Origin of the sequence: Caballeronia concitans (assembly GCF_001544615.1) — a bacterium.
Taxonomy (GTDB): Bacteria; Pseudomonadota; Gammaproteobacteria; order Burkholderiales; family Burkholderiaceae; genus Caballeronia; species Caballeronia concitans.
The window spans coordinates 165557-187052 of the sequence record NZ_FCNV02000008.1 but is presented as its reverse complement, the minus strand read 5'-3'; the positions used below and the strand labels follow the sequence as shown (position 1 = coordinate 187052).

Genomic DNA, 21496 nt, shown 5'->3' with positions numbered 1-21496 from the left:
TCTCTTTCATGCCGCGACGCGGCGTGCTTCATCGATGACGGCCGCAACCGTCACGCCGAAATGCGCATAGAGTTCGCTCGCGGGCGCCGATTCGCCGAAGCGGTCGATGCCCACCACGCCGCCCTTCAATCCGACGTATTGCCGCCAGAACGCCGTGACGCCCGCTTCGATCGCCACGCGCGGCACGCCCTCGGGCAGCACGCGCTCGCGCCACGCGTGACATTGACGATCGAACACGGTGGTCGATGGCATCGACACCACGCGCGCAAGAATGCCCTCGTTTTTCAGCGGTTCGATGGCCGTGAGCGCGAGCGCGACTTCCGATCCCGTCGCGATCAACACCACGCGCCGCGCATCACGCTCGCATGCGCCGGGCCAATCCGCGAGCACATAGCCGCCGCGCTCGATGCCGTCGATCTGCGCCTCATCGCGCGGCACGAAGGGCAGGTTCTGACGCGACAACAGCAGACACGCCGGCCTGTCATGCTCCACCGCGCAGACCCACGCTTGCGCGGTTTCTACTGCATCGCATGGACGCCACACGTCGAGCCCTGGAATGAGGCGCAGACTCGCGGCATGTTCTATCGGCTGATGCGTGGGGCCGTCTTCGCCGAGACCGATCGAATCGTGCGTGAAGACGAACACCGTGCGCGTCTTCATGAGCGCGGCCATGCGCAGCGCGTTGCGCGAATAGTCGGAGAACGTGAGGAAGGTCCCGCCGAACGGCAGATAGCCGCGATGCAATGCGACGCCGTTCATCATCGCGCTCATGCCGAACTCACGCACGCCGTAGTGAAGATAGTTGCCGCGTTCGGACGATGCAGTCACGTCGGTCGCGTCTTTCCATCGCGTGAGATTCGATCCGGTCAAGTCCGCCGACCCGCCGAGCAATTCGGGCAACACGCGCGCGAGTCCTTCGATGGCGTTCTGCGACGCCTTGCGCGTCGCGATGTTCTGCCTTGCATGATCGGCATCGCGTACGAGCGCATGCGCGGCATCGCGCCAATTGGGGGGTAACGCGCCCCGCATGCGACGCTCGAATTCCGCGGCTTGCGCCGGAAATGCATGGCGATACGCGTCCATGCGACGCTTCCAGTCCTGTTGCGCCGCCGCGCCTTGCTCGCGCGCGTTCCATCGTTCATAGAGGGATGAAGGAATCTCGAATGGCGCATGCGGCCAGTCGAGCGCAAGACGTGTGGCTTGAACTTCGTTTGCACCGAGCGGCGCTCCATGAACATCGTGCGTGCCGGCCATCAACGGCGCGCCTTGGCCTATCGTCGTCTTGCAGCAAATCAGCGTCGGACGATCCGATGATCGCGCTTCATCGATCGCTTGCGACACGGCTTCGACATCGTGGCCGTCAATGCCGGGAATCACATGCCAGCCATATGCCGCAAAGCGTTGTGGCGTGTCGTCGCTGAACCAGCCTTGTACATGACCGTCGATGGAGATGCCGTTATCGTCGTAAAGCACCGTCAGCTTGTTCAGGCGCAATGTGCCTGCAAGCGAAGCCGCTTCGTGCGAGACGCCTTCCATCAGGCATCCATCGCCAACGAACACATACGTTCGATGATCCACGATCTCATGCCCCGGCCGATTGAACTCGCGCGCGAGCAGCGTCTCCGCGAGCGCCATGCCGACCGCGTTCGCGAAGCCTTGGCCGAGCGGCCCGGTCGTCGTTTCGACGCCCGGCGTCACACCGACTTCGGGATGCCCCGGCGTCTTGCTTCCCCACTGCCTGAAGCGCTTGAGTTCGTCCATCGGCAAGTCATAGCCGGTGAGATGCAGCAGCGCATACAGCAGCATCGAGCCATGACCATTCGAGAGCACGAACCGATCGCGATCGGGCCAGTCCGGGTCCGCCGGATTGTGCTTCAAATGACGCTTCCACAACGCGACGGCGATCTCGGCCATGCCCATCGGCATGCCGGGATGACCGGAGTTCGCCTGCTGTACCGCATCGACGGCGAGCATGCGCAATGCGTTCGCCATCTGACGCGTATCGGGAGAGCGAAAAGTTTTGGGCAAGGCTTCGGCGACGGCATTCATGAATGCCTCCATGTTTGCAAGGGAAACGCGGCTCAGGCGCGCGTGCGGCGATCGCGCAACTGAAGAATCATCGGCGTGAAGATGAGCTGCATGGCGAGGCCCATCTTTCCACCCGGCACGACGATCACGTTCGGGCGCGACATGAACGAGTCGTGCAGCATCGTGAGCAGATAAGGAAAGTCGATTCCCTTGGGCTTCGCAAATCGAATCACGACAAAACTCTCATCCGGCTGCGGAATTTCGCGCGCGGTGAAAGGGTTCGATGTATCCACCGTCGGCACGCGCTGAAAATTCACATGCGTGCGCGAGAATTGCGGGCAAATGTAATTCACGTAGTCGGGCATGCGGCGCAGAATCGTATCGACCACGGCCTCATGCGAATAACCGCGCATCGTTTGATCGCGATGCAGCTTCTGAATCCATTCGAGATTGATGATCGGCACCACGCCGACGAGTAGATCCGCATGGCGCGCGATATCGACCTTGTCCGTGACGGCCGCACCATGCAGTCCCTCATAGAACATCATGTCCGTATCGGATGCAATGTCTTCCCACGGCGTGAACGTTCCCGCGTCCTGACTGAAATGCGCGGCTTCGGCTTCATCGTGAATATACCGGCGATACTGGCCCCGCCCGCTCTCGCCATACATGCAGAAAAGGCGCTCGAGTTCTTCGAGCAGATTCGCTTCCGGCCCGAAGTGACTGAAGTGCTGAATGCCGTCGCGTTCGCTCTGCTTCATCGCTTCACGCATGCCGAGACGGTCGTAACGATGAAACGCATCGCCTTCAACGATCTGGGCATTGATGCGTTCGCGCCGGAAAATATGCGTGAAGCTCTTCATGACCGTGGTGGTGCCCGCGCCGCTGGAGCCCGTCACCGCAATGATCGGATGCTTGACTGACATGCGCTGTCTCCCTTTGCCTTTTATGAGCGATCACGATCACACCATCACGCCGGCGTCTCGGGCAGGAACAAAGATCGTTCGTTGAACAACGGCGACGTGAAAGGCTTGTCCTCGCCGCGATCGTATTCGCCGTGATAACGCTGAATGCGCGCCACTTCGTTAGCGGAGCCGAGAATCACCGGCACGCGTTGATGTAGTTTCTGCGGCGTGACATCGAGAATGCGTTCGCGTCCGGTAATGGAAAGTCCGCCTGCCTGCTCGACGATGAAACTCATTGGATTGGCTTCATAAAGCAGGCGCAGCCGCCCTTCCATCTCAGGCGTCTTGAAGTCGCGCGGATACATGAACACACCGCCGCGCATCAGAATGCGATGCACCTCCGCCACCATCGATGCAATCCAGCGCATGTTGAAGTCCTGCGCGCGGCATCCCGTTCGTCCGTCCTTGCACTCCTTCACATAGCGGCGCACGGGCGGTTCCCAGAAGCGTTCGTTCGATACGTTGATCGCGAACTCACAGGAGTCCTGCGGTATGCGGATATCCGAATGCGTGAGCACGAAGTTGCCGACGTCGCGTTCGAGCGTGAAGCCGTGCGTGCCGTTGCCGACGGAAATCACGAGCATCGTCGATGGCCCATAGATCGCATAACCTGCCGCGACCTGTTCGCTTCCTGGCCTGAGAAAGTCCGCTTCGATAGGCGTGTCATGTTGCGAAGCGCTTCTTCGCAACACGGAAAAGATGGAACCCACTACGCCGTTGATGTCGATGTTCGACGAGCCATCGAGCGGATCGAACGCAAGCAGATATTCGCCCCGCGGATACGGCTCGGGCACCGCATACACACCATCCATTTCCTCGGACACCATGCCCGCGAGCAAGCCGTCCCATTCACAGTGCTGCAGAAAGATGTCGTTGGTCACGAGGTCGAGCTTCTTCTGCTCTTCGCCATGCGTGTTGATGCTCTGCGCGGAGCCGTGCTGACCGCCCAATGCGCCGCGCGTCAATGCAGCCGCGATCGTCTTGATGGATGCAGCCACATCCACGAGCAAGGCAGAGAGTCCGCTCGCCGCATGCGGACCGGGCTTGCGATCGAGCGTATCGATCAGGAACTTCGACAACGTCGTGCGTCCGTCCTGCATGGCGCGCTCCTTTCAGGATTGCGTTTCGGTGAACACGCGGCTCGCGCGTATGTCGCATGCATCGAGTTGCATCAGCGCGTCGGCGTCGGCGGGGCCACTTCCGTGCTCCGCTGCGGCAAACAGGCGGTTCGCCTGACGCAGCCGCGCGCGATCCAGCGCATTGCGCACCGAACGTGCATTGGCGAAGTTCGGCAGACGAATGCGCCGCGAAAGATACGCTTCGAAGGCACGACGCGCATCGTCGTCGAAGCGGTAATGCATGTCGGCCAGCATATGTTCGGCTATGGTGAGCAACTCATGCGGCTCGTAATCCGGAAACACGATGTGATGCGCAATGCGCGAACGAAAGCCGGGGTTGCTGCGAAAGAACGTCTCCATGCGCGATTCGTAACCCGCCAGAATCACGACGAGATCGTCGCGCTGGTTCTCCATCGTCTGCAGCAGGATTTCAATGGCCTCTTGCCCGTAGTCGCGCTCGTTCTCCGGGCGATACAGGTAATACGCTTCGTCGATGAACAGCACGCCGCCCATCGCGCGCTTGAGCACTTCGCGCGTCTTCGGCGCGGTATGGCCGATGTACTGACCGACGAGATCGTCGCGCGTCACCGAAACAAGCTGATTGCGCCGGATATAGCCCAGCCGATGCAGCACTTGCGCCATGCGCATTGCAACGGTCGTCTTGCCCGTGCCGGGATTGCCGGAGAAGCACATGTGCAGCGTCGGCGCGCCGCTCGCGATACCCAGCGTTTCGCGCGCCCGCTCGACGAGCAGGTGCGCTGCGATTTCACGGATGCGCGTCTTCACGGGCGCGAGGCCCACGAGATCGCGATCCAGCTCGGCAAGCACATCGCCGATGCGTGACTCGCGATAAAGCGCCATCAAGTCGGCGTGCGTTTGCGGCGCCTCTTCGATCGTGTCGTCGGCTTGCATGAGCGTTCTCCTTATGGTCCGTGGCGTCGTGGCTAATACCGCTCGCCCGCAGGACGATCCGTCGCGTATGTGCGGAACGAATAGCGTTGCACGCGGCTGCGATTGTCCTGTCGTTCGAGACGAAAGCCTCTCTCTTCGGCAGGCCGGTTCACGATGAACGAAAGCCGCATCGTCTCGAAGCCGCGCACCGAATCGAACGCATTCACCTTGATGTAGTGCTGCGGATACGTCTTTCTGCACTCGTTCACTTCCATCATGACGGCGGCCGCATCGTGCAGATCGAACATCGGCAGGCCCCACATTTCCCAGTATGTGTTGCGTGGATGCGGATCGTCCGTGTATTCGACGGAGCATGACCAGCCCTCACTCAATGCATAGTCGATCTGCGCGGCGATCTCTTCATCGCTCAATGCAGGCAGAAAAGAAAATGTTCCTTGCGTGATGTGCATTTCAGTTCCCTCATGCGTTCTTCGTTCATGCCACCGATGGCGTCACCGCGAAATCGGGCGTATCGGTGGAGGCGTAGTTGAAGGTCACATCGCGCCAGGTATCGAGCGCGAGCTTGAGCGGCGTACACCAGCGCGCGGCGGCTTCGAGTATGTCGATGCCTTCGTGCACGATGTCGCGCCCTTCGTTACGCGCCTTGACCATTGCTTCGAGCGCGACGCGATTGGCCGTTGCGCCAGCCTGTATGCCTTGCGGATGCCCGATCGTGCCGCCGCCGAATTGCAGGATCGCATCGTCGCCGAAGAGGTCGAGCAACTGATGCATCTGCCCCGCATGAATGCCGCCCGACGCCACCGGCATTACCTTGCGCAAGCCGGCCCACGGTTGATCGAAGAAGATGCCGCGTTGCAGGTCCACTTCGTTACGCGGCTCGCGGCACACGTTGTAATAGCCCTGCACGGCGAGCGGATCGCCTTCGAGCTTGCCTACCGCCGTGCCCGCATGTGCGTGATCGACGCCCGCCATGCGCAGCCACTTCGCGATCACGCGAAACGATATGCCGTGATTGCGCTGCCGCGTGTACGTACCGTGTCCCGCGCGATGCAGATGCAGGATCATGTCGTTCTTGCGCGCCCAGCGCGACATCGACTGAATGGCGGTGTAGCCGATCACGAGATCGATCATCACGATGCACGAGCCGAGTTCCTTGGCAAACTCTGCGCGCTCGTACATGTCCTCCATCGTGCCCGCGGTCACGTTCAGATAATGGCCCTTTACTTCGCCTGTTTCCGCTTGCGCGCGATGCACCCCTTCCATTGCAAACAGATAGCGGTCGCGCCAGTGCATGAAGGCTTGAGAATTGATGTTCTCGTCGTCCTTCAGGAAGTCCAGTCCGCCCTTGAGCCCTTCATAAACCACGCGTCCATAGTTCTTGCCCGACAAGCCGAGCTTGGGCTTCACCGTCGCGCCGAGCAGCGGACGCCCGTATTTATCGAGCCTTTCCCGTTCGACGACAATGCCCGTCGGCGGTCCCTGAAACGTCTTGAGGTAAGCAACGGGAATACGCATGTCTTCGAGCCTCAGCGCCTTGAGCGGCTTGAAGCCGAACACATTGCCGATGATCGATGCAGTCAGGTTCGCCACCGATCCTTCCTCGAACAAATCGAGGTCGTACGCGATATACGCAAAATATTGCGGCTCGTCGGCGCGCGCATTGGGCACCGGCTCCACGCGATACGCTTTCGCGCGATACATGTCGCATGCGGTGAGCCGGTCGGTCCACACCACGGTCCATGTCGCGGTGGACGATTCGCCCGCGACCGCCGCCGCCGCTTCCTCCGGCTCCACGCCCGATTGCGGCGTGATGCGAAAGAGCGCGATGATGTCCGTGTCCTTCGGCGTGTAGTCGGGCTGCCAGTAACCCATCTCGCGATACTTCATCACGCCGGCCGCATAGCGCGAACGCGGATCGGCCGGATTGCGCGCCGCCTCGACAGCGGCCTTGCTGAAGTCGTTCATTCCGTTTCCTCGGCTTAAGGGAGATGAGAACGACGTGCGCGCTTTCGATAAGGCATCGGGCGACCGTCGCGTTCGTGTTGCGCCTTGCTGTGAATGCAGAGTAGGCGCGCGCCGGGCCGAAGGGAATTCACGAATTTCTTGCACGAGCCTAAGCGATCGCTTATCGAGCGTCACGCGCGCGGACGGGACACTTTGCTGCGTTTTCGTCACAGTGCCCGCGCGCAGACCGAAACGACGCCTTTGGCATAGCGCTTGCGTCGCTCATGCGGCGAGCACCGTCCGATTACCGGGCGGCGCTGCCGCATTCACATCGTCAAGGAGAAAAAGTTATGCAATGGACGACACCGAGCTTCACCGACATGCGCTTTGGCTTCGAAATCACGATGTATATCGCCACGCGTTAAAGCGGATCAGCCCGCACGGGGCATCGCCTCGACGCTTCGTGCGGCTTCAATTTCGATCATGATCTACGAGACCATCGTCACGACCGCGGACCGCGATGGGCGGCCGCATATCGCGCCGATGGGCGTGCGTTTCGAAGAAGGCTTCGCGATTCTTGCGCCGTTCCGTCCATCGGTCACGCTGGACAACATCGTCGCGACGCAAAGCGCCGTCATCAACACGACGACGGACGTACGCGTGTTTGCGGGCTGCGTGACGGGCATTCAACGCGACTGGCCGACGGTCGTCGCAACGCAAGTGCAGAGCGTGCGTCTTGCCGATACGCTCGCGCATACGGAACTCCGCTTGAGCGAACTGCGCGACGACGAAACGCGTCCCGTATTGCGCATGGCATGCGTGCATCGCGAAACGCATGCGCCTTTTCCGGGCTTCAATCGTGCGCAAGCGGCTGTCGTTGAAGGGGCGATTCTCGTGAGCCGGCTCTTCATGTTGCCGCCCGAAAAAGTGGATAGCGAGATTGCCTATCTGCGTATCGCCATCGACAAAACCGCGGGCGATGCGGAACGCACTGCATGGAACTGGCTCTTGCAGGCCATCGAACAACATCGCGCAAAACCGAGTGAATGACGCAATTTCATGGAGTTGGATGATGACCGCCTTGCTCGCGAGCGTTCGCTCAGCGGATGAAGCATTCGATGCCGCTCAAGCCGGAGCCGAACTCATCGATTTGAAGGAGCCGCGTGCAGGCGCGCTCGGCGGCGTCGCGATGGACGACATCGCGCGCATCGTGCGTGCGTTGCGGGCGCAATATGCGGTGAGGCCGATCAGCGCGACCATCGGCGACTTGCCGAACGATGCGCTCGACGAGATCACGCATCGCGTGCTGGAAGTCGCGGCTGCGGGCGTCGATTACGTGAAGGTCGGTGTCGCGCCGGGACCGCGCGCCGCCGAATGCTTGCGTCATCTCGCGGGTTTGCCTGCGTCGGTCGTGCCCGTGCTGCTATCCGATGAAGGCGTGGATCGCGAACTCGCGACGCTTGCTGCGCAACTCGGCTTCGTCGGCATCGTGTTCGATACGGCGAGCAAGAACGGCCGCACGCTGTTCGATTGCGTCGATGTCGCGACGTTGGCGGAATGCATGGCACAGGCACGCGCGCGCGGCACGATGACCGCGCTTGCCGGTTCGCTCGGCTGGTCGGACCTGGATAGAATCCGCGCGCTTGCGCCGGATATCGCGGGCTTCAGAGGCGCGCTATGCGATGAACGCGAAGGCCGCACGGGCCGTCTCGATCCGCAGCGCGTGCAGCAGTGGGCGCGTGCGTTGCATGGCGAACGCATGGCCGCTCAGGCCTGAAACGCGAGCAGCCTCTCTCTCATGCGCGATGCATCGCCTTTGCTGAAGACTTCGACGAGATAATTCGCGTCGCGCACGTAAGCGGGAAAACGCCGGTCGACGATGCCATTCGCGGCGAGCGCTTCGAGCGGCGCGTGCGCTTCGACATCGCATGATTTCACGATCATCAGACGTTCCGCGTTGAGCGTCGTGGAAAGCCATGCGGCGAGGCTGTCGGATGTGGTGTCCCAGTTGGTCATCGAGTCGGGCGTCGTGCGCATGAGGTCCGTCGGCACCCATATGGCCACGCGGCCGTCGCGTAATGCGCGGCGTATGCGTTCTTCATTCGATGCAAGCACGAGCTCGGGCACGACGCCTTGCATGAGGATCGCGTATTGCGCCATCGCGAGCAGGCACATGTTGTGAGCCGCGAGATCGTCGAAGCCCCATTCGCGCTGATACTGGCGCACCGCATCCGCGAAATCTCCGCCGCCCGGCACGATCACGACGCGCCCGCCGCCCACTTCCCATAGCCGCATCAGCCATTCGCGCAGCGCCGGATCGTGACTCAGGCTTCCCCCGATCTTGACCACCCACATCGCGTCATCCTCGTTCGAGATTCGTTGTCGTCACTGCAAAAGGCGACGATGCGAGCAACGCAACCGCCACGCTCGGCGCGCACGTCGAAGCCCATTCCGCGCGTTCGTCATCAGCATTCGACACGCCCGCGAGCCGCGCGAAGTCGATATACCCGCGCGCCTCCTGCCGCGCGAGCGCTTCAGCAAGAAAGCGTCCGCAACCTGCACCGATGATCGGCGCCCGCATCGACGAAGCATGTTGCGCACTGACGCGCGCAAGGCTCGCTTCGAGCGTGCGCAATTGCTCGTGCCGCCACGCGAGCGCGAAGCGTCGCCATTCGTCGGCGCTGGCATCGCCTGCATCGCGTCCGATCATTCGCGCAATGCGCGCGCGGCTCGCGGCCTCGGTCTTCGGGCCGTTGTCGGCGCTCGCGTGCTGATCGTGCGCTTCGAGCAACTCTCCTGTCAGACGATAGACGTCCGCTGTCGTGGCGAACCATTCGTTCATCACGCCGGTGCTTTCGCCGCGAAATGCAATGCGATGTGCGACGCCGCACAAAGGGGTTCGCACGATGCCCTGATACACGAGTTCGCCGCTGGCGAGACGTTGCGCATCGTTCGTGCCGCGTGCGGCGATGCGGCCATCGATGATCGGAATGATGTCGGTGGTCGTGCTGCCGATATCGACGAGCAATGCGTCGGGCACGCGCGTCGCGACCCATTGCGCAGTTGCAAGCCAGTTTGCCGATGCGACCTTGCGCCAGCCATCGGCGCAAGCGGAGCGCGCGAGCCAGTTCGATTCGCCGCCATAGAACAGGGTGCGCGGACCGAGCCGTTGCGCGAGCGTGCGTGTGAGCGCGCGCACGCCTTCGGCGCGGTCGGGGAAGAGATCGACCATCTCGCCGGTCATCGTGACCGCGTGCCGTGCGGATGCATGCGTTGCATCGGGCCAGCGTTCCAGCGCGCATTCGATCGCACGTTCGAGATGCGCGATGCCTTGCCAGAGCGGACATGCCCATTGCGCGACATCGACGAGCGCGCCCATGCGCGCCATCGACACCTTGACGTGCGCGCCGCCCACGTCCCAGCCGAACACCGGCGCATCGCCGGCGCGCGCGGTCACGTTGAGGCTCCGTGTTCCCGCAGGCGCGTGTCATCGTGTTCGAAGCCTGACACACGATGCGCCGCGAGCAGTTGCGCCGCGAGATTGCGCCGCTTGCTGATTTCCGCGTAAGCCACGGTCAGCCGCGGATTGACTTCGATGACCACGGGTCCGCGTTCTTCATTCCACACGACGTCGATGCCCGTGAAGCCCCGCAAGCCGGGCAGCGCATCGGCGACACGCAGCGCGAGGCGTTCGAGCACGCGCCCTTGCGCGCTATCACGATCGATGTAATCGGCCTCGACGCCATCGAACTGAACGATGCGTTCGCGGCGATCCGACTGCGCGTCGTTGCAAATGCCGATGCACTGACGATTGATCGAAACGAGCCGCGCGCCTTCATCGTTGCAGATGATGGAGAGGCTTAACGGCTCGCCGTGGATCCATTCCTGCAAGACGGGGTTGCGCCCTGCTGCCGCGCGCGCTTCGTATTCCATTAGCGCGGCGTCGAGGTCGTCATAGACATAAGTGTCGAGACCGCCTGCGCCGTCGTCGGGCTTGACGACCCATTGCATGGCCCTGGACGATGCGGCCTGCTCCGGCTCGAGCGCGGGCGTCGCGGCGATGCCATGCGCTTCGAGACACGCTGCCGTCGCGCTCTTGCTCGACGTCATGCGGATGATTTCCTTGCCGCAACCGAGCCAGCGTGCAGTGCCGACGGCATCGTGGAAGCGCAGCAGCAGGCCGTCGCATTCGGGCGCGACGACGAGTGCGTAATCGTGCTCGCGCGCGACGCGCGATACGAAATGCGTGATGGCTTCCCCTGCTTGCGCGCGTCGATGAGGATAGCGATCATCGATCTGCTCGAAGCGTGAACTCGCGACGGTCACGTCGATGCCGGGCAGCGCGCGCAAGTCGGCTGCGATGGCATCGCGCATGACGCGGCCTTCGACGATGAGCGCGCTGAGGTCCGCGAGGCTCGCTGTGCTCGCGATGTCCGGATCGATGCCGCCTCCGGTGAGATACTCGAATACGAATATTTTGGTCAACGGAAAAGCCATCCATGCAGGTGATACCTGTTCTCGATCTGCTCGACGGCCACGTGGTGCACGCGGTGCGCGGCGAGCGTTCGCGCTATCGGCCGATTCGGTCTTCGTTGTGCGCAACGAGCGATCCGATCGATATCGCCCATGCGATGCTGCACGCGACGGGCGCGCGCACCTTGTACGTGGCAGACCTCGGCGCGATTCTTGATCGCGGCGCACATGTCGATGTGCTTGCTGCGCTGTGCGTTGCGTTGGGCGAGGACGTTGCGATCTGGCTCGATGCGGGCTTTAGTGACTTTGCATCGATGCGGGCCTTGTTCGAGCGTGTTTCCTTGCGATGCGGTGGCGCTGCTGCGTCGTTGGTGCCTGTGTTCGGCACGGAGACTTTGACTGATGCGCGTGCTATCGCCGAGGCGGACGCGGCCGGTTACGAGCCGATTCTTTCGCTGGATTATCGTGGAGGGCGGGCGCTTGGCGCATCGCACGGGGATAGCGCCTGGTGGCCGGCGCGCGTGATCGTCATGACGCTGGATCGTGTTGGCGCTCACGATGGACCTGATATGGATACCTTTGGCTCTGTGCGCGCAGCAGCGGGCGAGCGCTGTTTGATCGGCGCTGGCGGGGTTCGTCATGGTGACGATGTTGCACTGGTTGGACACGCTGGCGCGTGGGGGTGGCTTGTGGGTTCTGCTATCCATGAGCTTCGGCTTGGGCGGTCGGTGTTCGAGTGACTCAATTTTTATGCCACCGGGTTTTGGCTCGCCTGGCTCGCGTTTTTTTGTTGCGGTGCTTCCTTGGCGTGACAGTGTGTTTCAATCAGTTGTCGGTTTGTTCTTTTCGCGTCGGTCTAAAGTTCGCTCGCGCTCGGGTTTTCTGGTTTCTTCGTTTTTTCGCGTCGGTCTATTAGTGCGCCCCTCCCCGGGGCGGGGGTCACTTTCTTTGCTGCTGCAAAGAAAGTAACCAAAGAAAGCAGCTTCTCTTCCCGCGGTTCAGACTGACGGTGCACTCGGTAGAACGAGATCGGCACTCAGCTTGATAGAGCCTTGAATCACCCTCCACGCCCGCTGACGACTAACGTCCTCCGAGCCCCTCGGCTCGACAAAACCAGCGGGACGCTTCGCTCGACTCGAAAATTACGCTATGCGTTACGCGACGCGCCAGCGCACGCTCGGTGTTAACGAGCCAGGGGGCTCGGAGGACGTGGCGCTCAGTGGGCGCGGAAGGTGATTCAAGGCTGTGTCAAGCTGAGTGCCAATCTCGTTCTACGGAGTGACCACACAGTCAGTGCTTTGGGCCAGAAAAGCTGCTTTCTTTGGTTACTTTCTTTGCAGCAGCAAAGAAAGTGACCCCCGCCCCGGGGAGGGGCGACCTAATAGACCGACGCGAATAAACGAAGCAAACCCGAAACGCGAGCGCCAGCGAAAAATATCGGCATAAAGGTTGCTAAACCTCGCCGACCATGCCCCCCACTCAAACGCCCGCGCAAGCAAAAAAAACCTGGACCTGTCCATTCTGCCCGCTGCTATGCGAAGACATCACGTTGACCGACACCGCCGACGCGCGCGCAGAAGCGTCAAACACCGCGTGTCCACGCATGACGCAAGCGCTTGCGACATTCAGCGAGCACGACGGCAGCCGCCGTCCCCAGATCGACGCCCACGACACCGATCTCGCGTCGGCGCTCTCGCGTGTCGCGGAAATCCTGTCGCACGCACGTCGGCCGCTCTTCAGCGGACTCGCCACCGACGTAGCCGGCGCTCGCGCGCTCTATGAACTCGCCGCACACAGCGGCGCCATCGTCGATCACATGCACGGCGACTCACTCGCCGCCAGCACGCTCGCACTCCAGGATCGCGGCGCGCTCTTCACCACGCTCTCCGAAATACGCTCGCGCGCGGATCTCATCGTCGTCATCGCATGCGAGCCATCACGCCGGTATCCGCGCTTCTATGAACGCGTGCTCGAACCCGAACGTCAAGCGAATATCGTCTTCGTCGGATGCAAAGCCGCTCATGCAGCCGCCACGGATGCCGACGTCATCCTCGAAGACGCCGATACCTTCGACATACTCGCACTCTGGTCCGCACTCGTCGAAGGCCGCAGCGCCGACGCGCTCTCCGACCCGCGCACCGCGCATGCACTCGACGCGCTGATCAAGCGCATCCACGCCGCACGCTATACCGCGTTCATCTACGAGCCCGCCGCATTGCCGACTCCGCACGCGGCGCTCGCTATCGAAGCAATCAATCGCATCGTCAAGACCATGAACCGTACGGTGCGAGCAGGCGCACTCGCCCTCACCGGCGACGACGGCGCGCTCACGGTCAACCAGACTGTGACGTGGCTCTCGGGCTTTCCGCTGCGCACGCGCATCGCGTACGGTCTGCCGCTCGATCATGATCCGCATCGTTATCGCACCGACGATATGTTGCGTCGCAAGGAGATCGATACGTTCCTGTGGATATCGAGTTTCGAGCCGCAACCGCTGCCCTCTTCGCTCGACGACGACGTGCCCGTCATCATCCTCGGCCACCCCGCCACGATGCTCGCTGAACGCAAAGCACCCACCGTATTCATACCCGTCGCGACGCCTGGCATGGATAGCAGCGGACATCTCTTTCGCGTCGATGCATCGGTGGTCGTGCCGATCGTGCCCGCACGCAATGCAGGCTTGCCGAGCGTCGCCGCTGTCGTCGGCGAAATGATCAGCGCCGCGAGGTCATCGTCATGACGCTCTCGCGCATCAAAGGCGGCGTTGTTTATGATCCGGCCAATGGCATCGATGGCGAACGTCGCGATCTCTATATTCGCGATGGCCGAATCGTCGATGATGCTGAGGGCGAAAGCATCGCGCCCGAACGCGATTTCGACGCAAGCGGCATGATCGTGATGGCGGGCGGAATCGACCTCCATTCGCATATCGGCGGCGGCAAGACGAATCTCTCTCGCCTGCTCTTGCCGGAAGATCATCGCAACGATGCGCGCGCCGTACCCGACAAGCCCGACGAAGGCCGCTACATGCGTCTGCCTTCATGCGGCACATGCACGCCCGGAACGCTTGCTACCGGCTATCGCTACGCGGAAATGGGCTATACGGCCGCATTCGAGCCGGCAATGGTCGCATCGAATGCGCGCCACACGCATCTGGAAATGGGCGATACGCCGATCATCGATCACGGCGCCTACGTGATGATGGGCAACGACGAACTCTTTCTGCAAATGCTCGCCGCGCACGAAGACTTCGAGCACATGCGCGATTACGTGGGCTGGACCATCGATGCGAACAAGGCGCTCGGCGTCAAGGTGGTGAATCCCGGCGGTATATCCGCATTCAAGTTCAATCAACGTTCACTCGATCTCGATGAAGCACACGTGCATTACGGCATCACGCCGCGCGATGTACTGAGAACGTTGACGCGTGCGCTGAGTGAGTTGCAGGTGCCGCATCCGTTGCATGTGCATGCGAGCAATCTGGGCGTGCCGGGCAATGTGCAATCGACCATCGCGACGATGGACGCATCCGATGGCCTGCCCATCCATCTCACGCATATTCAGTTTCATAGCTATGGAACCGAAGGCGCGCGCAAATTCTCTTCGGGCGCGCGCGCGATTGCCGAAGCGGTCAATGCGCGGCCCAACGTGACCATCGATGTCGGGCAGATCATGTTCGGCCAGACCGTCTCCGCATCCGGCGACACCATGATGCAGTTCCGCAATGCGCCGCTTGCCCACCCGCGTAAGTGGGTGCTCGGCGATATCGAATGCGACGGCGGCTGCGGCGTCGTACCGTTTCGGTATCGCGAAGAAAGTTTCGTCAATGCGCTGCAATGGATCATCGGGCTGGAAATCTTTCTGCTCGTCGACGATCTGTGGCGTGTCTCGATGACGACCGATCATCCGAACGGCGCGCCCTTCACGAGTTATCCGCATCTGATCCGCCTGCTTACTGACAAGCCGTTCCGCGACGAACAACTCGACAAGCTACATGCCGATGCCAAAGCCGCCAGCGTGCTGAGCGAAATCACGCGTGAATTCTCGCTATACGAGATCGCGATCATCACGCGCGCGGGTCCCGCGCGTCTCTTGGGTCTCAAGGATCGCGGCCATCTGGGCGCAGGTGCGGCGGCGGATATCGCGGTGTATCGCGAAGACGCGAATCGCGAGCGCATGTTCACGTCGCCCGCGTTCGTGTTCAAGGACGGCGAACTCATCGCACGCGACGGCACCTTGCTCAAGACGCCAACGGGCGGCATCCATTACGTGCGTCCCGACTACGACCGCTCCATCGAAGCGCGTGTGCGCGAATACGCGCAGGCGAATCTCGCATCGAGGTTCGAAAACATCGCTATCGGCGACGACGAAATGGACTCGGTCAACAATGGCGGCAAGCTCTTGCGCGTCCCATGCGAACGACGATGACCACCATGCGCATCAACGACACGCAAATCGATGACACCTTCGCCGAAGCCTTTCCGATGAAGGCGACGCGTCTCGTCATCACCGCGCATACATCGACATGGGCGCGCCATGCAGCGAACTCACTCACAGGCTTTGCAACGTCCGTCATCGACTGCGGATGCGAAGCCGGCATCGAACGCGATTTGAGCGGTAATGAAACGCCCGATGGACGTCCAGGCGTATCGGTGTTGATATTCGCCGTATCGTCTAAAGAATTGGCTAAACAAATCGCGCGACGCGTCGGTCAGTGCGTGCTCACGTGCCCGACTACGGCCGTATATGGCGGCATCGATCCTTCAACGAGCCGCGCGCCGCTTTCCGACAACGCACCGCTCGGCGCGGGCCTGCGCTTCTTTGGCGACGGCTTTCAGATATCGAAAGTGCTCGGCTCGACACGTTACTGGCGCGTGCCGGTCATGGACGGCGAGTTCGTTTGCGAAGATTTCACTGCAACGGTCAAGGCAGTCGGCGGCGGCAACTTACTCTTCCTTGCGCGCGATATCGACAGCGCATTGCACGCGGCCGAAAGTGCAGTGACCGCGATGCATGCATTGCCCAATATCATCACGCCCTTTCCGGGCGGCGTGGTCCGGTCGGGATCGAAGATCGGCTCGAAGTACAAAGGTGCGACGGCATCCACGAATGACGCGTTCTGTCCCACGCTCGTCGGCTTATCGAAGAAGAGCGAGCTGACACCCGAGGTTGCATGCGTGCTCGAGATCGTGATCGACGGCCTCACCGATGCCGACGTCGGCGCGGCAATGACAGCGGGCATCGCCGCGGCGACATCCATAGGGCGCGCGGGCGGCGTGCTGCGCATATCGGCGGGAAACTATGGCGGCAAGCTCGGGCCTTATCACTTCAAGCTGCATGAGTTGTCGGCGGGCATTGGCGGGAGTCGCGCATGAACGCCATCACGTTGCGCGTAAAAAATGCGCCGGGCTTTCGCGTCGATGCGTCGAACTTACTGCCCAATACGTTGGCGCAAATGTCCTCGAAGGAATTGGCCGAAATCACTTTGCAAGGCCACGGCGAGACATGTGCTTTAGGCGATCTCTTTGATATTGCACACGCCGATGCCGCCGACGCGTCGCTGAACATCGAAGGCGATGTCGCGTGGCTCGACCGCATCGGCGCATCGCTAGGCGAAGGCAAGCTGACCGTGCATGGCAATGCGGGCGATTACGCGGGCATCGGCATGAAAGGCGGTGAGTTGCGCATACAAGGCAACGCGGGCCGCTTTGCCGCTTGCGAAATGCAAGGCGGACGCATCGACGTGCAGGGCAATGTCGGCGATTTCGCGGCCGGCGCGCTGCCCGGCAACATGGAAGGCATGACGGGCGGCGTGCTTGCGGTTCATGGCAACGTGGGCGCGCGCCTTGCCGACCGCATGCGGCGCGGCACCGTAATCGTCGGCGGAAATACGGGGGACTTCGCGGCATCGCGCATCGTCGCGGGCACGGTCTGCATCGCGGGAGAGACGGGCGCGCATCTTGCGTATGGCATGCGGCGCGGCACGGTCGTACTATTGACGAAGCCATCCAATGTCCCGAGCACGTTCACTGAAGGCGGACGCGGCTTCGACGTCTTCTGGCTGCTGCTCACGCGCATGCTCGCTAACGAGATCGAACCGTTTGCGAGGCTCGAACAACGCGCGCTGCCCAAGCGCTTTGCCGGCGATCTTGCCGTGGACGGACGGGGGGAATTGCTGATCGCTAATTCATGAACGGACGAGAACAATGGACCCTGTATTCGGCGCGCGAGATGCCCTTTGAACGAGGGAGGCATGCATGACCGCTGTGAGGACTCCACCCGCCACGCGCGAGCAGTCGCGCGTGGCGAACGATTCTTTCGCGCCGCCCCTCATCGCGCTTCACTGGGTCATTGCAATCGCCATCATCGCGATGCTGTGCATCGGTTTCTACATGGTGGGCCTGCCGCGCGGGCTGCCGTTCAAGTCGACGGTCATCAACTTCCATAAGTCGCTTGGCCTTACGGTTTTCCTGCTGGTGCTGATCCGCATCATGGTACGCCTGGCTTATGGCCGGCCGCCTCTGCCGCCGATGGGAGCGTGGCAACGCGCCGCCGCGAGCATCACGCAGGGTCTTTTATATGTTGGCATGGTGGCGATGCCGCTTACCGGTTATCTCGGCTCGTCGTTCAACAAGTACGGCACGCGCTTCTGGGGCGTGCTTCTGCCACAATGGGGCTGGGACGACAAGGCAATGCGCGAGCTGTTCTTCGGCATTCACGGCTACATTGCATGGATCATGGCCGCGCTCGTCGTTCTTCACTTCCTTGGCGCAATGAAACATCAGCTCATCGACAAAGACGGGCTCTTGAGGAGAATGTGGCCATGACTTCGCTACATGGAACCCGACGATGAAAATTCGCGTTCTGGGTTCATCGGCAGGCGGCGGATTTCCGCAATGGAACTGCAACTGCCGCAATTGCGAGGGCGTGCGTCGCGGCACCATCGCCGCACGCGCGAGAACGCAGTCGTCCATCGCGGTCAGCGACAACGGCGAGGACTGGCTGCTCGTCAACGCATCGCCGGACATACTCGCGCAGATCGCGGCGAATCCGGAATTGCAGCCCGCGCGCCGCGTGCGCGATACGGGCATCGCCGCTGTCATCACGATGGATGCGCAGATCGATCACGTGACCGGTCTCTTGATGCTGCGCGAGCGCGGCGCGCCTTTGCCTCTCTATACGACCGATGCGGTATGGCAAGACCTGTCGACCGGCTTTCCGATCACTTCGATTCTTTCGCATTACTGCGGCGTCGAGCATCGCCGCATCGCACTGGATGGCAACGCGCTTAGCGTGCCCGAATTGCCGCGCGTGAGCATCGATGCGCTGCCGCTTTCGAGCAAGGCGCCGCCTTATTCGCCGCATCGCGAAGCCCCCGAAGTGGGCGACAACATCGGCCTCATGTTCACGAATAACGCTTCGGGCAAGCGCGCGTTCTATGCGCCGGGTTTGGGCGCACTGGAGCCGCATGTGCTGGATGCAATGCGCACCGCTGATCTCCTGCTCGTCGACGGCACCGTGTGGACCGACGACGAAATGATCCGCCTCGGCCTGACGAAGAAGACCGGCGGGGACATGGGGCATCTCGCGCAAAGCGGCCCCGGCGGCATGATCGAAGTGCTCGATTCCATCGGTCGCGCGGACGTGCGCAAGGTGCTCATTCATATCAACAACACGAATCCGATCCTGATCGAGGACGGTCCCGAACGGCGCGTGCTGTCGGAGCATGGCATCGAAGTCGCGCACGACGGCATGACCTTCGAGCTATGACATTGCGGAGAATCATCGAATGCCTGACAACGCTTTCTCGCCGATGCTGAACCCCACGACCGGCCCGCACTTCACTGCATTGAAGGAGCCTGGCCCGGCGTGGACGCGCGAGCAGTTCGAAGAAGAACTGCGCGCGAAAGGCACGGCGTATCACATTCATCATCCGTTCAACGTGAAGATGAATAGCGGAGGATGCTCGCGCGAGCAGATTCGCGGCTGGGTGGCGAACCGCTTCTACTATCAGATCAACATCCCGCTCAAGGACGCAGCGGTGATGTCGAATTGCCCTGACCGCGAAACGCGCCGCCGCTGGGTGCTGCGCATTCTCGATCACGACGGCCATGACGATCAGCCGGGCGGTATCGAAGCATGGGCGCGTCTGGGCGATGCAGTCGGTCTCTCGCGCGACGATCTCTGGTTGCTCAAGCTCGTGACGCCGGGCGTGCGCTTCGCCGTCGATGCGTACGTGAATTTCGCGCGCCGCGCGCCGTGGCAGGAGTCAGTATGTTCGTCGCTCACGGAAATGTTCGCGCCGCAAATCCACAAGGACCGGCTCGCGACATGGCCCGAGCATTACACGTGGATCGAACCGGAAGGACTTGCGTATTTCCGCTCGCGTGTCTCGCTTGCGCAGCGCGATGTCGAACATGGGCTAGAAGTCACGCTTGCGCACTTCAAGACGCGCGAGCAACAGCAACGCGCACTCGACATCCTGCAATTCAAGCTGGATATTCTTTGGACCATGCTCGATTCCATTGAAAAGGCATTCCCGGCATGAGCGATACGAATCCGACTGAGCGCAGAAACGAAGCCGTCGAAGCACCGGACGATACATTGCGCCCGCAACTCAAACGCCTCTTTCGTCTGCAATGGGAACCGGCGCAGGACGCGCATGTGCTGCTCTATCCGGAAGGCATGGTGAAGCTCAATCAAAGCGCCGCGCAAATTCTTCTTCGTTGCGACGGCACGCGCGATATTCCCGCGCTCGTCGCCGATCTGGAGCAGGCGTTCAGCGCTAAAGGCATCGGCGACGATGTGCGCGCGTTCATCGCCGGTGCGCGTGCGCGTGGCTGGCTGGAGTGAAGAGGTGCAAGCATGACCGATCTGTCCGAACCCATCGCCAAGCCGGAACATGAAGGCGTGGCCATTCCGCCGCCCTTGTGGCTGCTCGCGGAACTCACTTACCGTTGTCCGTTGCATTGCGTCTTCTGCTACAACCCGGTGAATTACACGGACCATTCGCGCGAACTCGACACCGCGCAGTGGCTCGATGTCTTGCGTCAGGCGCGTGCGCTCGGCGCGGCGCAACTCGGCTTTTCCGGCGGCGAGCCGCTGTTGCGCGATGATCTGGAAACACTCGTCGGCGAAGCGCGCAAGCTGGGCTTTTATACGAACCTTATTACGTCGGGCATCGGACTCACTGAAAAGCGCATCACCGCGCTCAAGGACGCCGGCCTCGATCACATTCAGCTCTCGTTTCAGGATTCCACTCAAGAGCTGAACGATTTTTTATCGAGCACGAAGACTTTCGATCTCAAGAAGCGCGTCGCGAATCTAATCAAGTCGCACGGCTTTCCGATGGTGCTCAATTGCGTGCTGCATCGCTATAACCTGCCGCATATCGGACGCATCATCGACATGGCGCTCGACATGGGCGCGGAGTATCTCGAACTGGCGAACACGCAGTACTACGGCTGGGCGCATACGAACCGCGCGCAACTCATGCCGACCGCCGAACAATTGCAGGAAGCGGAAGCGGTGGTGGAAAGCTATCGCAAAGAGATTGGCGACAAGTGCAAGATCTTCTTCGTGGTGCCTGACTATTACGAGCGCCGGCCCAAGCGCTGCATGAATGGATGGGGCTCGGTGTTTCTCGGCATTGCGCCCGATGGTGCGGCCTTGCCGTGTCATACCGCGCGCTCGCTTCCGGGTCTCACGTTCCCCAATGTCACCGATACATCGCTCAAGGACATATGGTACGAAAGCGATGCGTTCAACCGCTTTCGCGGCTTTGGCTGGATGAAAGAGCCATGCCGCAGTTGCGACGAGAAGACGATCGACCTCGGCGGCTGTCGTTGCCAGGCTTATCTGCTCACGCAAGACCCCGCGAATGCCGACCCCGTTTGCGACAAGTCCGCGCATCATGAACGCGTGATCGAAGTGGTGCGCGCAGCATCGATGAGACAGGAGCCGCAGGAGCAGCCTATCGTGTTTCGTAACGATGCCAATTCGCGGCGCATCGCTTCCATGCATCGAACGGATGGACCCGACGTCGGAGAAGAATAG

General features: G+C 61.5%; 22 protein-coding genes. 13 read left to right on the top strand and 9 right to left on the bottom strand.

The window, feature by feature from the left end; translation table 11 throughout:
- Nucleotides 1-6: 6 nt before the first annotated feature.
- Genes tkt through AWB72_RS18905 form a run of 6 tightly spaced genes read right to left on the bottom strand, consistent with a single transcriptional unit; the run spans nucleotide 7 to nucleotide 6988 of the window.
- Nucleotides 7-2049, bottom strand: coding sequence for a transketolase (gene tkt / locus AWB72_RS18930; RefSeq protein WP_040049704.1), 2043 nt, complete (start codon nucleotides 2047-2049; stop codon nucleotides 7-9).
- A gap of 32 nt (nucleotides 2050-2081) precedes the next feature.
- Nucleotides 2082-2954, bottom strand: a complete 873-nt coding sequence (locus AWB72_RS18925; RefSeq protein WP_040049644.1) for a phosphoribulokinase — start codon at nucleotides 2952-2954, stop codon at nucleotides 2082-2084.
- A 44-nt stretch (nucleotides 2955-2998) separates the two neighbouring features.
- Nucleotides 2999-4093, bottom strand: a complete 1095-nt coding sequence (locus AWB72_RS18920) for a class 1 fructose-bisphosphatase (protein WP_040049643.1) — start codon at nucleotides 4091-4093, stop codon at nucleotides 2999-3001.
- Between the two features lie 12 nt (nucleotides 4094-4105).
- The gene (gene cbbX / locus AWB72_RS18915; RefSeq protein ID WP_040049642.1) at nucleotides 4106-5023 is read right to left on the bottom strand and encodes a CbbX protein; all 918 of its coding nucleotides are present in this window, start codon (nucleotides 5021-5023) and stop codon (nucleotides 4106-4108) included.
- A gap of 32 nt (nucleotides 5024-5055) precedes the next feature.
- Nucleotides 5056-5472, bottom strand: a complete 417-nt coding sequence (locus tag AWB72_RS18910; protein ID WP_040049641.1) for a ribulose bisphosphate carboxylase small subunit — start codon at nucleotides 5470-5472, stop codon at nucleotides 5056-5058.
- 25 nt (nucleotides 5473-5497) lie between these two features.
- Complete coding sequence (locus AWB72_RS18905) at nucleotides 5498-6988, bottom strand: form I ribulose bisphosphate carboxylase large subunit (RefSeq protein WP_040049640.1); 1491 nt, start codon at nucleotides 6986-6988, stop codon at nucleotides 5498-5500.
- Nucleotides 6989-7317: 329 nt separating this feature from the next.
- On the opposite strand from AWB72_RS18905, the gene pqqA reads away from it, so the two are divergent.
- From pqqA to AWB72_RS18890, 3 genes are read left to right on the top strand one after another with little or no spacing between them, the layout of a single operon-like run.
- Nucleotides 7318-7392: a pyrroloquinoline quinone precursor peptide PqqA gene (pqqA, locus tag AWB72_RS29690; protein WP_008354335.1), complete on the top strand. Its 75-nt coding sequence runs from the start codon at nucleotides 7318-7320 to the stop codon at nucleotides 7390-7392.
- A 58-nt stretch (nucleotides 7393-7450) separates the two neighbouring features.
- Nucleotides 7451-8017: a DUF447 domain-containing protein gene (locus AWB72_RS18895; RefSeq protein ID WP_040049639.1), complete on the top strand. Its 567-nt coding sequence runs from the start codon at nucleotides 7451-7453 to the stop codon at nucleotides 8015-8017.
- Between the two features lie 22 nt (nucleotides 8018-8039).
- Complete coding sequence (locus tag AWB72_RS18890) at nucleotides 8040-8744, top strand: (5-formylfuran-3-yl)methyl phosphate synthase (RefSeq protein WP_040049703.1); 705 nt, start codon at nucleotides 8040-8042, stop codon at nucleotides 8742-8744.
- Here the strand turns inward: AWB72_RS18890 and AWB72_RS18885 are convergent.
- From AWB72_RS18885 to AWB72_RS18875, 3 genes are read right to left on the bottom strand one after another with little or no spacing between them, the layout of a single operon-like run.
- A complete protein-coding gene (locus AWB72_RS18885; protein WP_040049638.1) occupies nucleotides 8735-9322 on the bottom strand; it encodes an amino acid kinase family protein in 588 nt (195 codons plus the stop codon). The genes AWB72_RS18890 and AWB72_RS18885 overlap by 10 nt on opposite strands.
- 4 nt (nucleotides 9323-9326) lie before the next feature.
- Nucleotides 9327-10424 carry a hydantoinase/oxoprolinase family protein gene (locus tag AWB72_RS18880; RefSeq protein ID WP_052449778.1) on the bottom strand — a complete coding sequence of 366 codons (1098 nt, stop codon included), beginning with the start codon at nucleotides 10422-10424 and terminating at the stop codon, nucleotides 9327-9329.
- The gene (locus tag AWB72_RS18875; RefSeq protein WP_040049701.1) at nucleotides 10421-11452 is read right to left on the bottom strand and encodes an ATP-grasp domain-containing protein; all 1032 of its coding nucleotides are present in this window, start codon (nucleotides 11450-11452) and stop codon (nucleotides 10421-10423) included. The genes AWB72_RS18880 and AWB72_RS18875 overlap by 4 nt, the downstream gene beginning before the upstream one ends.
- Before the next feature lie 14 nt (nucleotides 11453-11466).
- On the opposite strand from AWB72_RS18875, the gene AWB72_RS18870 reads away from it, so the two are divergent.
- The 10 genes from AWB72_RS18870 to pqqE all read left to right on the top strand — a co-directional run bounded on the left by AWB72_RS18870 (nucleotide 11467) and on the right by pqqE (nucleotide 21496).
- Nucleotides 11467-12180: a HisA/HisF-related TIM barrel protein gene (locus AWB72_RS18870; RefSeq protein WP_040049637.1), complete on the top strand. Its 714-nt coding sequence runs from the start codon at nucleotides 11467-11469 to the stop codon at nucleotides 12178-12180.
- An 863-nt stretch (nucleotides 12181-13043) separates the two neighbouring features.
- Nucleotides 13044-14180 (top strand): molybdopterin-binding domain-containing protein, encoded by a 1137-nt coding sequence (locus AWB72_RS18865; RefSeq protein ID WP_244285682.1) that lies wholly within the window; start codon nucleotides 13044-13046, stop codon nucleotides 14178-14180.
- Nucleotides 14177-15868, top strand: a complete 1692-nt coding sequence (locus AWB72_RS18860) for a formylmethanofuran dehydrogenase subunit A (RefSeq protein WP_040049635.1) — start codon at nucleotides 14177-14179, stop codon at nucleotides 15866-15868. The genes AWB72_RS18865 and AWB72_RS18860 overlap by 4 nt, the downstream gene beginning before the upstream one ends.
- A 5-nt stretch (nucleotides 15869-15873) precedes the next feature.
- Nucleotides 15874-16815: a formylmethanofuran--tetrahydromethanopterin N-formyltransferase gene (gene fhcD / locus AWB72_RS18855; RefSeq protein ID WP_084592776.1), complete on the top strand. Its 942-nt coding sequence runs from the start codon at nucleotides 15874-15876 to the stop codon at nucleotides 16813-16815.
- Complete coding sequence (locus AWB72_RS18850; RefSeq protein WP_040049633.1) at nucleotides 16812-17633, top strand: formylmethanofuran dehydrogenase subunit C; 822 nt, start codon at nucleotides 16812-16814, stop codon at nucleotides 17631-17633. The genes fhcD and AWB72_RS18850 overlap by 4 nt, the downstream gene beginning before the upstream one ends.
- A gap of 64 nt (nucleotides 17634-17697) precedes the next feature.
- Complete coding sequence (locus tag AWB72_RS18845; RefSeq protein WP_040049632.1) at nucleotides 17698-18267, top strand: cytochrome b; 570 nt, start codon at nucleotides 17698-17700, stop codon at nucleotides 18265-18267.
- A 22-nt stretch (nucleotides 18268-18289) separates the two neighbouring features.
- Entirely contained in the window at nucleotides 18290-19210 is a 921-nt protein-coding gene (gene pqqB / locus AWB72_RS18840) for a pyrroloquinoline quinone biosynthesis protein PqqB (protein WP_040049631.1), read from the top strand.
- Between the two features lie 43 nt (nucleotides 19211-19253).
- Nucleotides 19254-19988, top strand: coding sequence for a pyrroloquinoline-quinone synthase PqqC (gene pqqC, locus AWB72_RS18835; RefSeq protein WP_052449781.1), 735 nt, complete (start codon nucleotides 19254-19256; stop codon nucleotides 19986-19988).
- The gene (gene pqqD / locus AWB72_RS18830; protein ID WP_084592770.1) at nucleotides 19985-20293 is read left to right on the top strand and encodes a pyrroloquinoline quinone biosynthesis peptide chaperone PqqD; all 309 of its coding nucleotides are present in this window, start codon (nucleotides 19985-19987) and stop codon (nucleotides 20291-20293) included. The genes pqqC and pqqD overlap by 4 nt, the downstream gene beginning before the upstream one ends.
- Before the next feature lie 12 nt (nucleotides 20294-20305).
- Complete coding sequence (gene pqqE, locus AWB72_RS18825) at nucleotides 20306-21496, top strand: pyrroloquinoline quinone biosynthesis protein PqqE (RefSeq protein WP_040049629.1); 1191 nt, start codon at nucleotides 20306-20308, stop codon at nucleotides 21494-21496.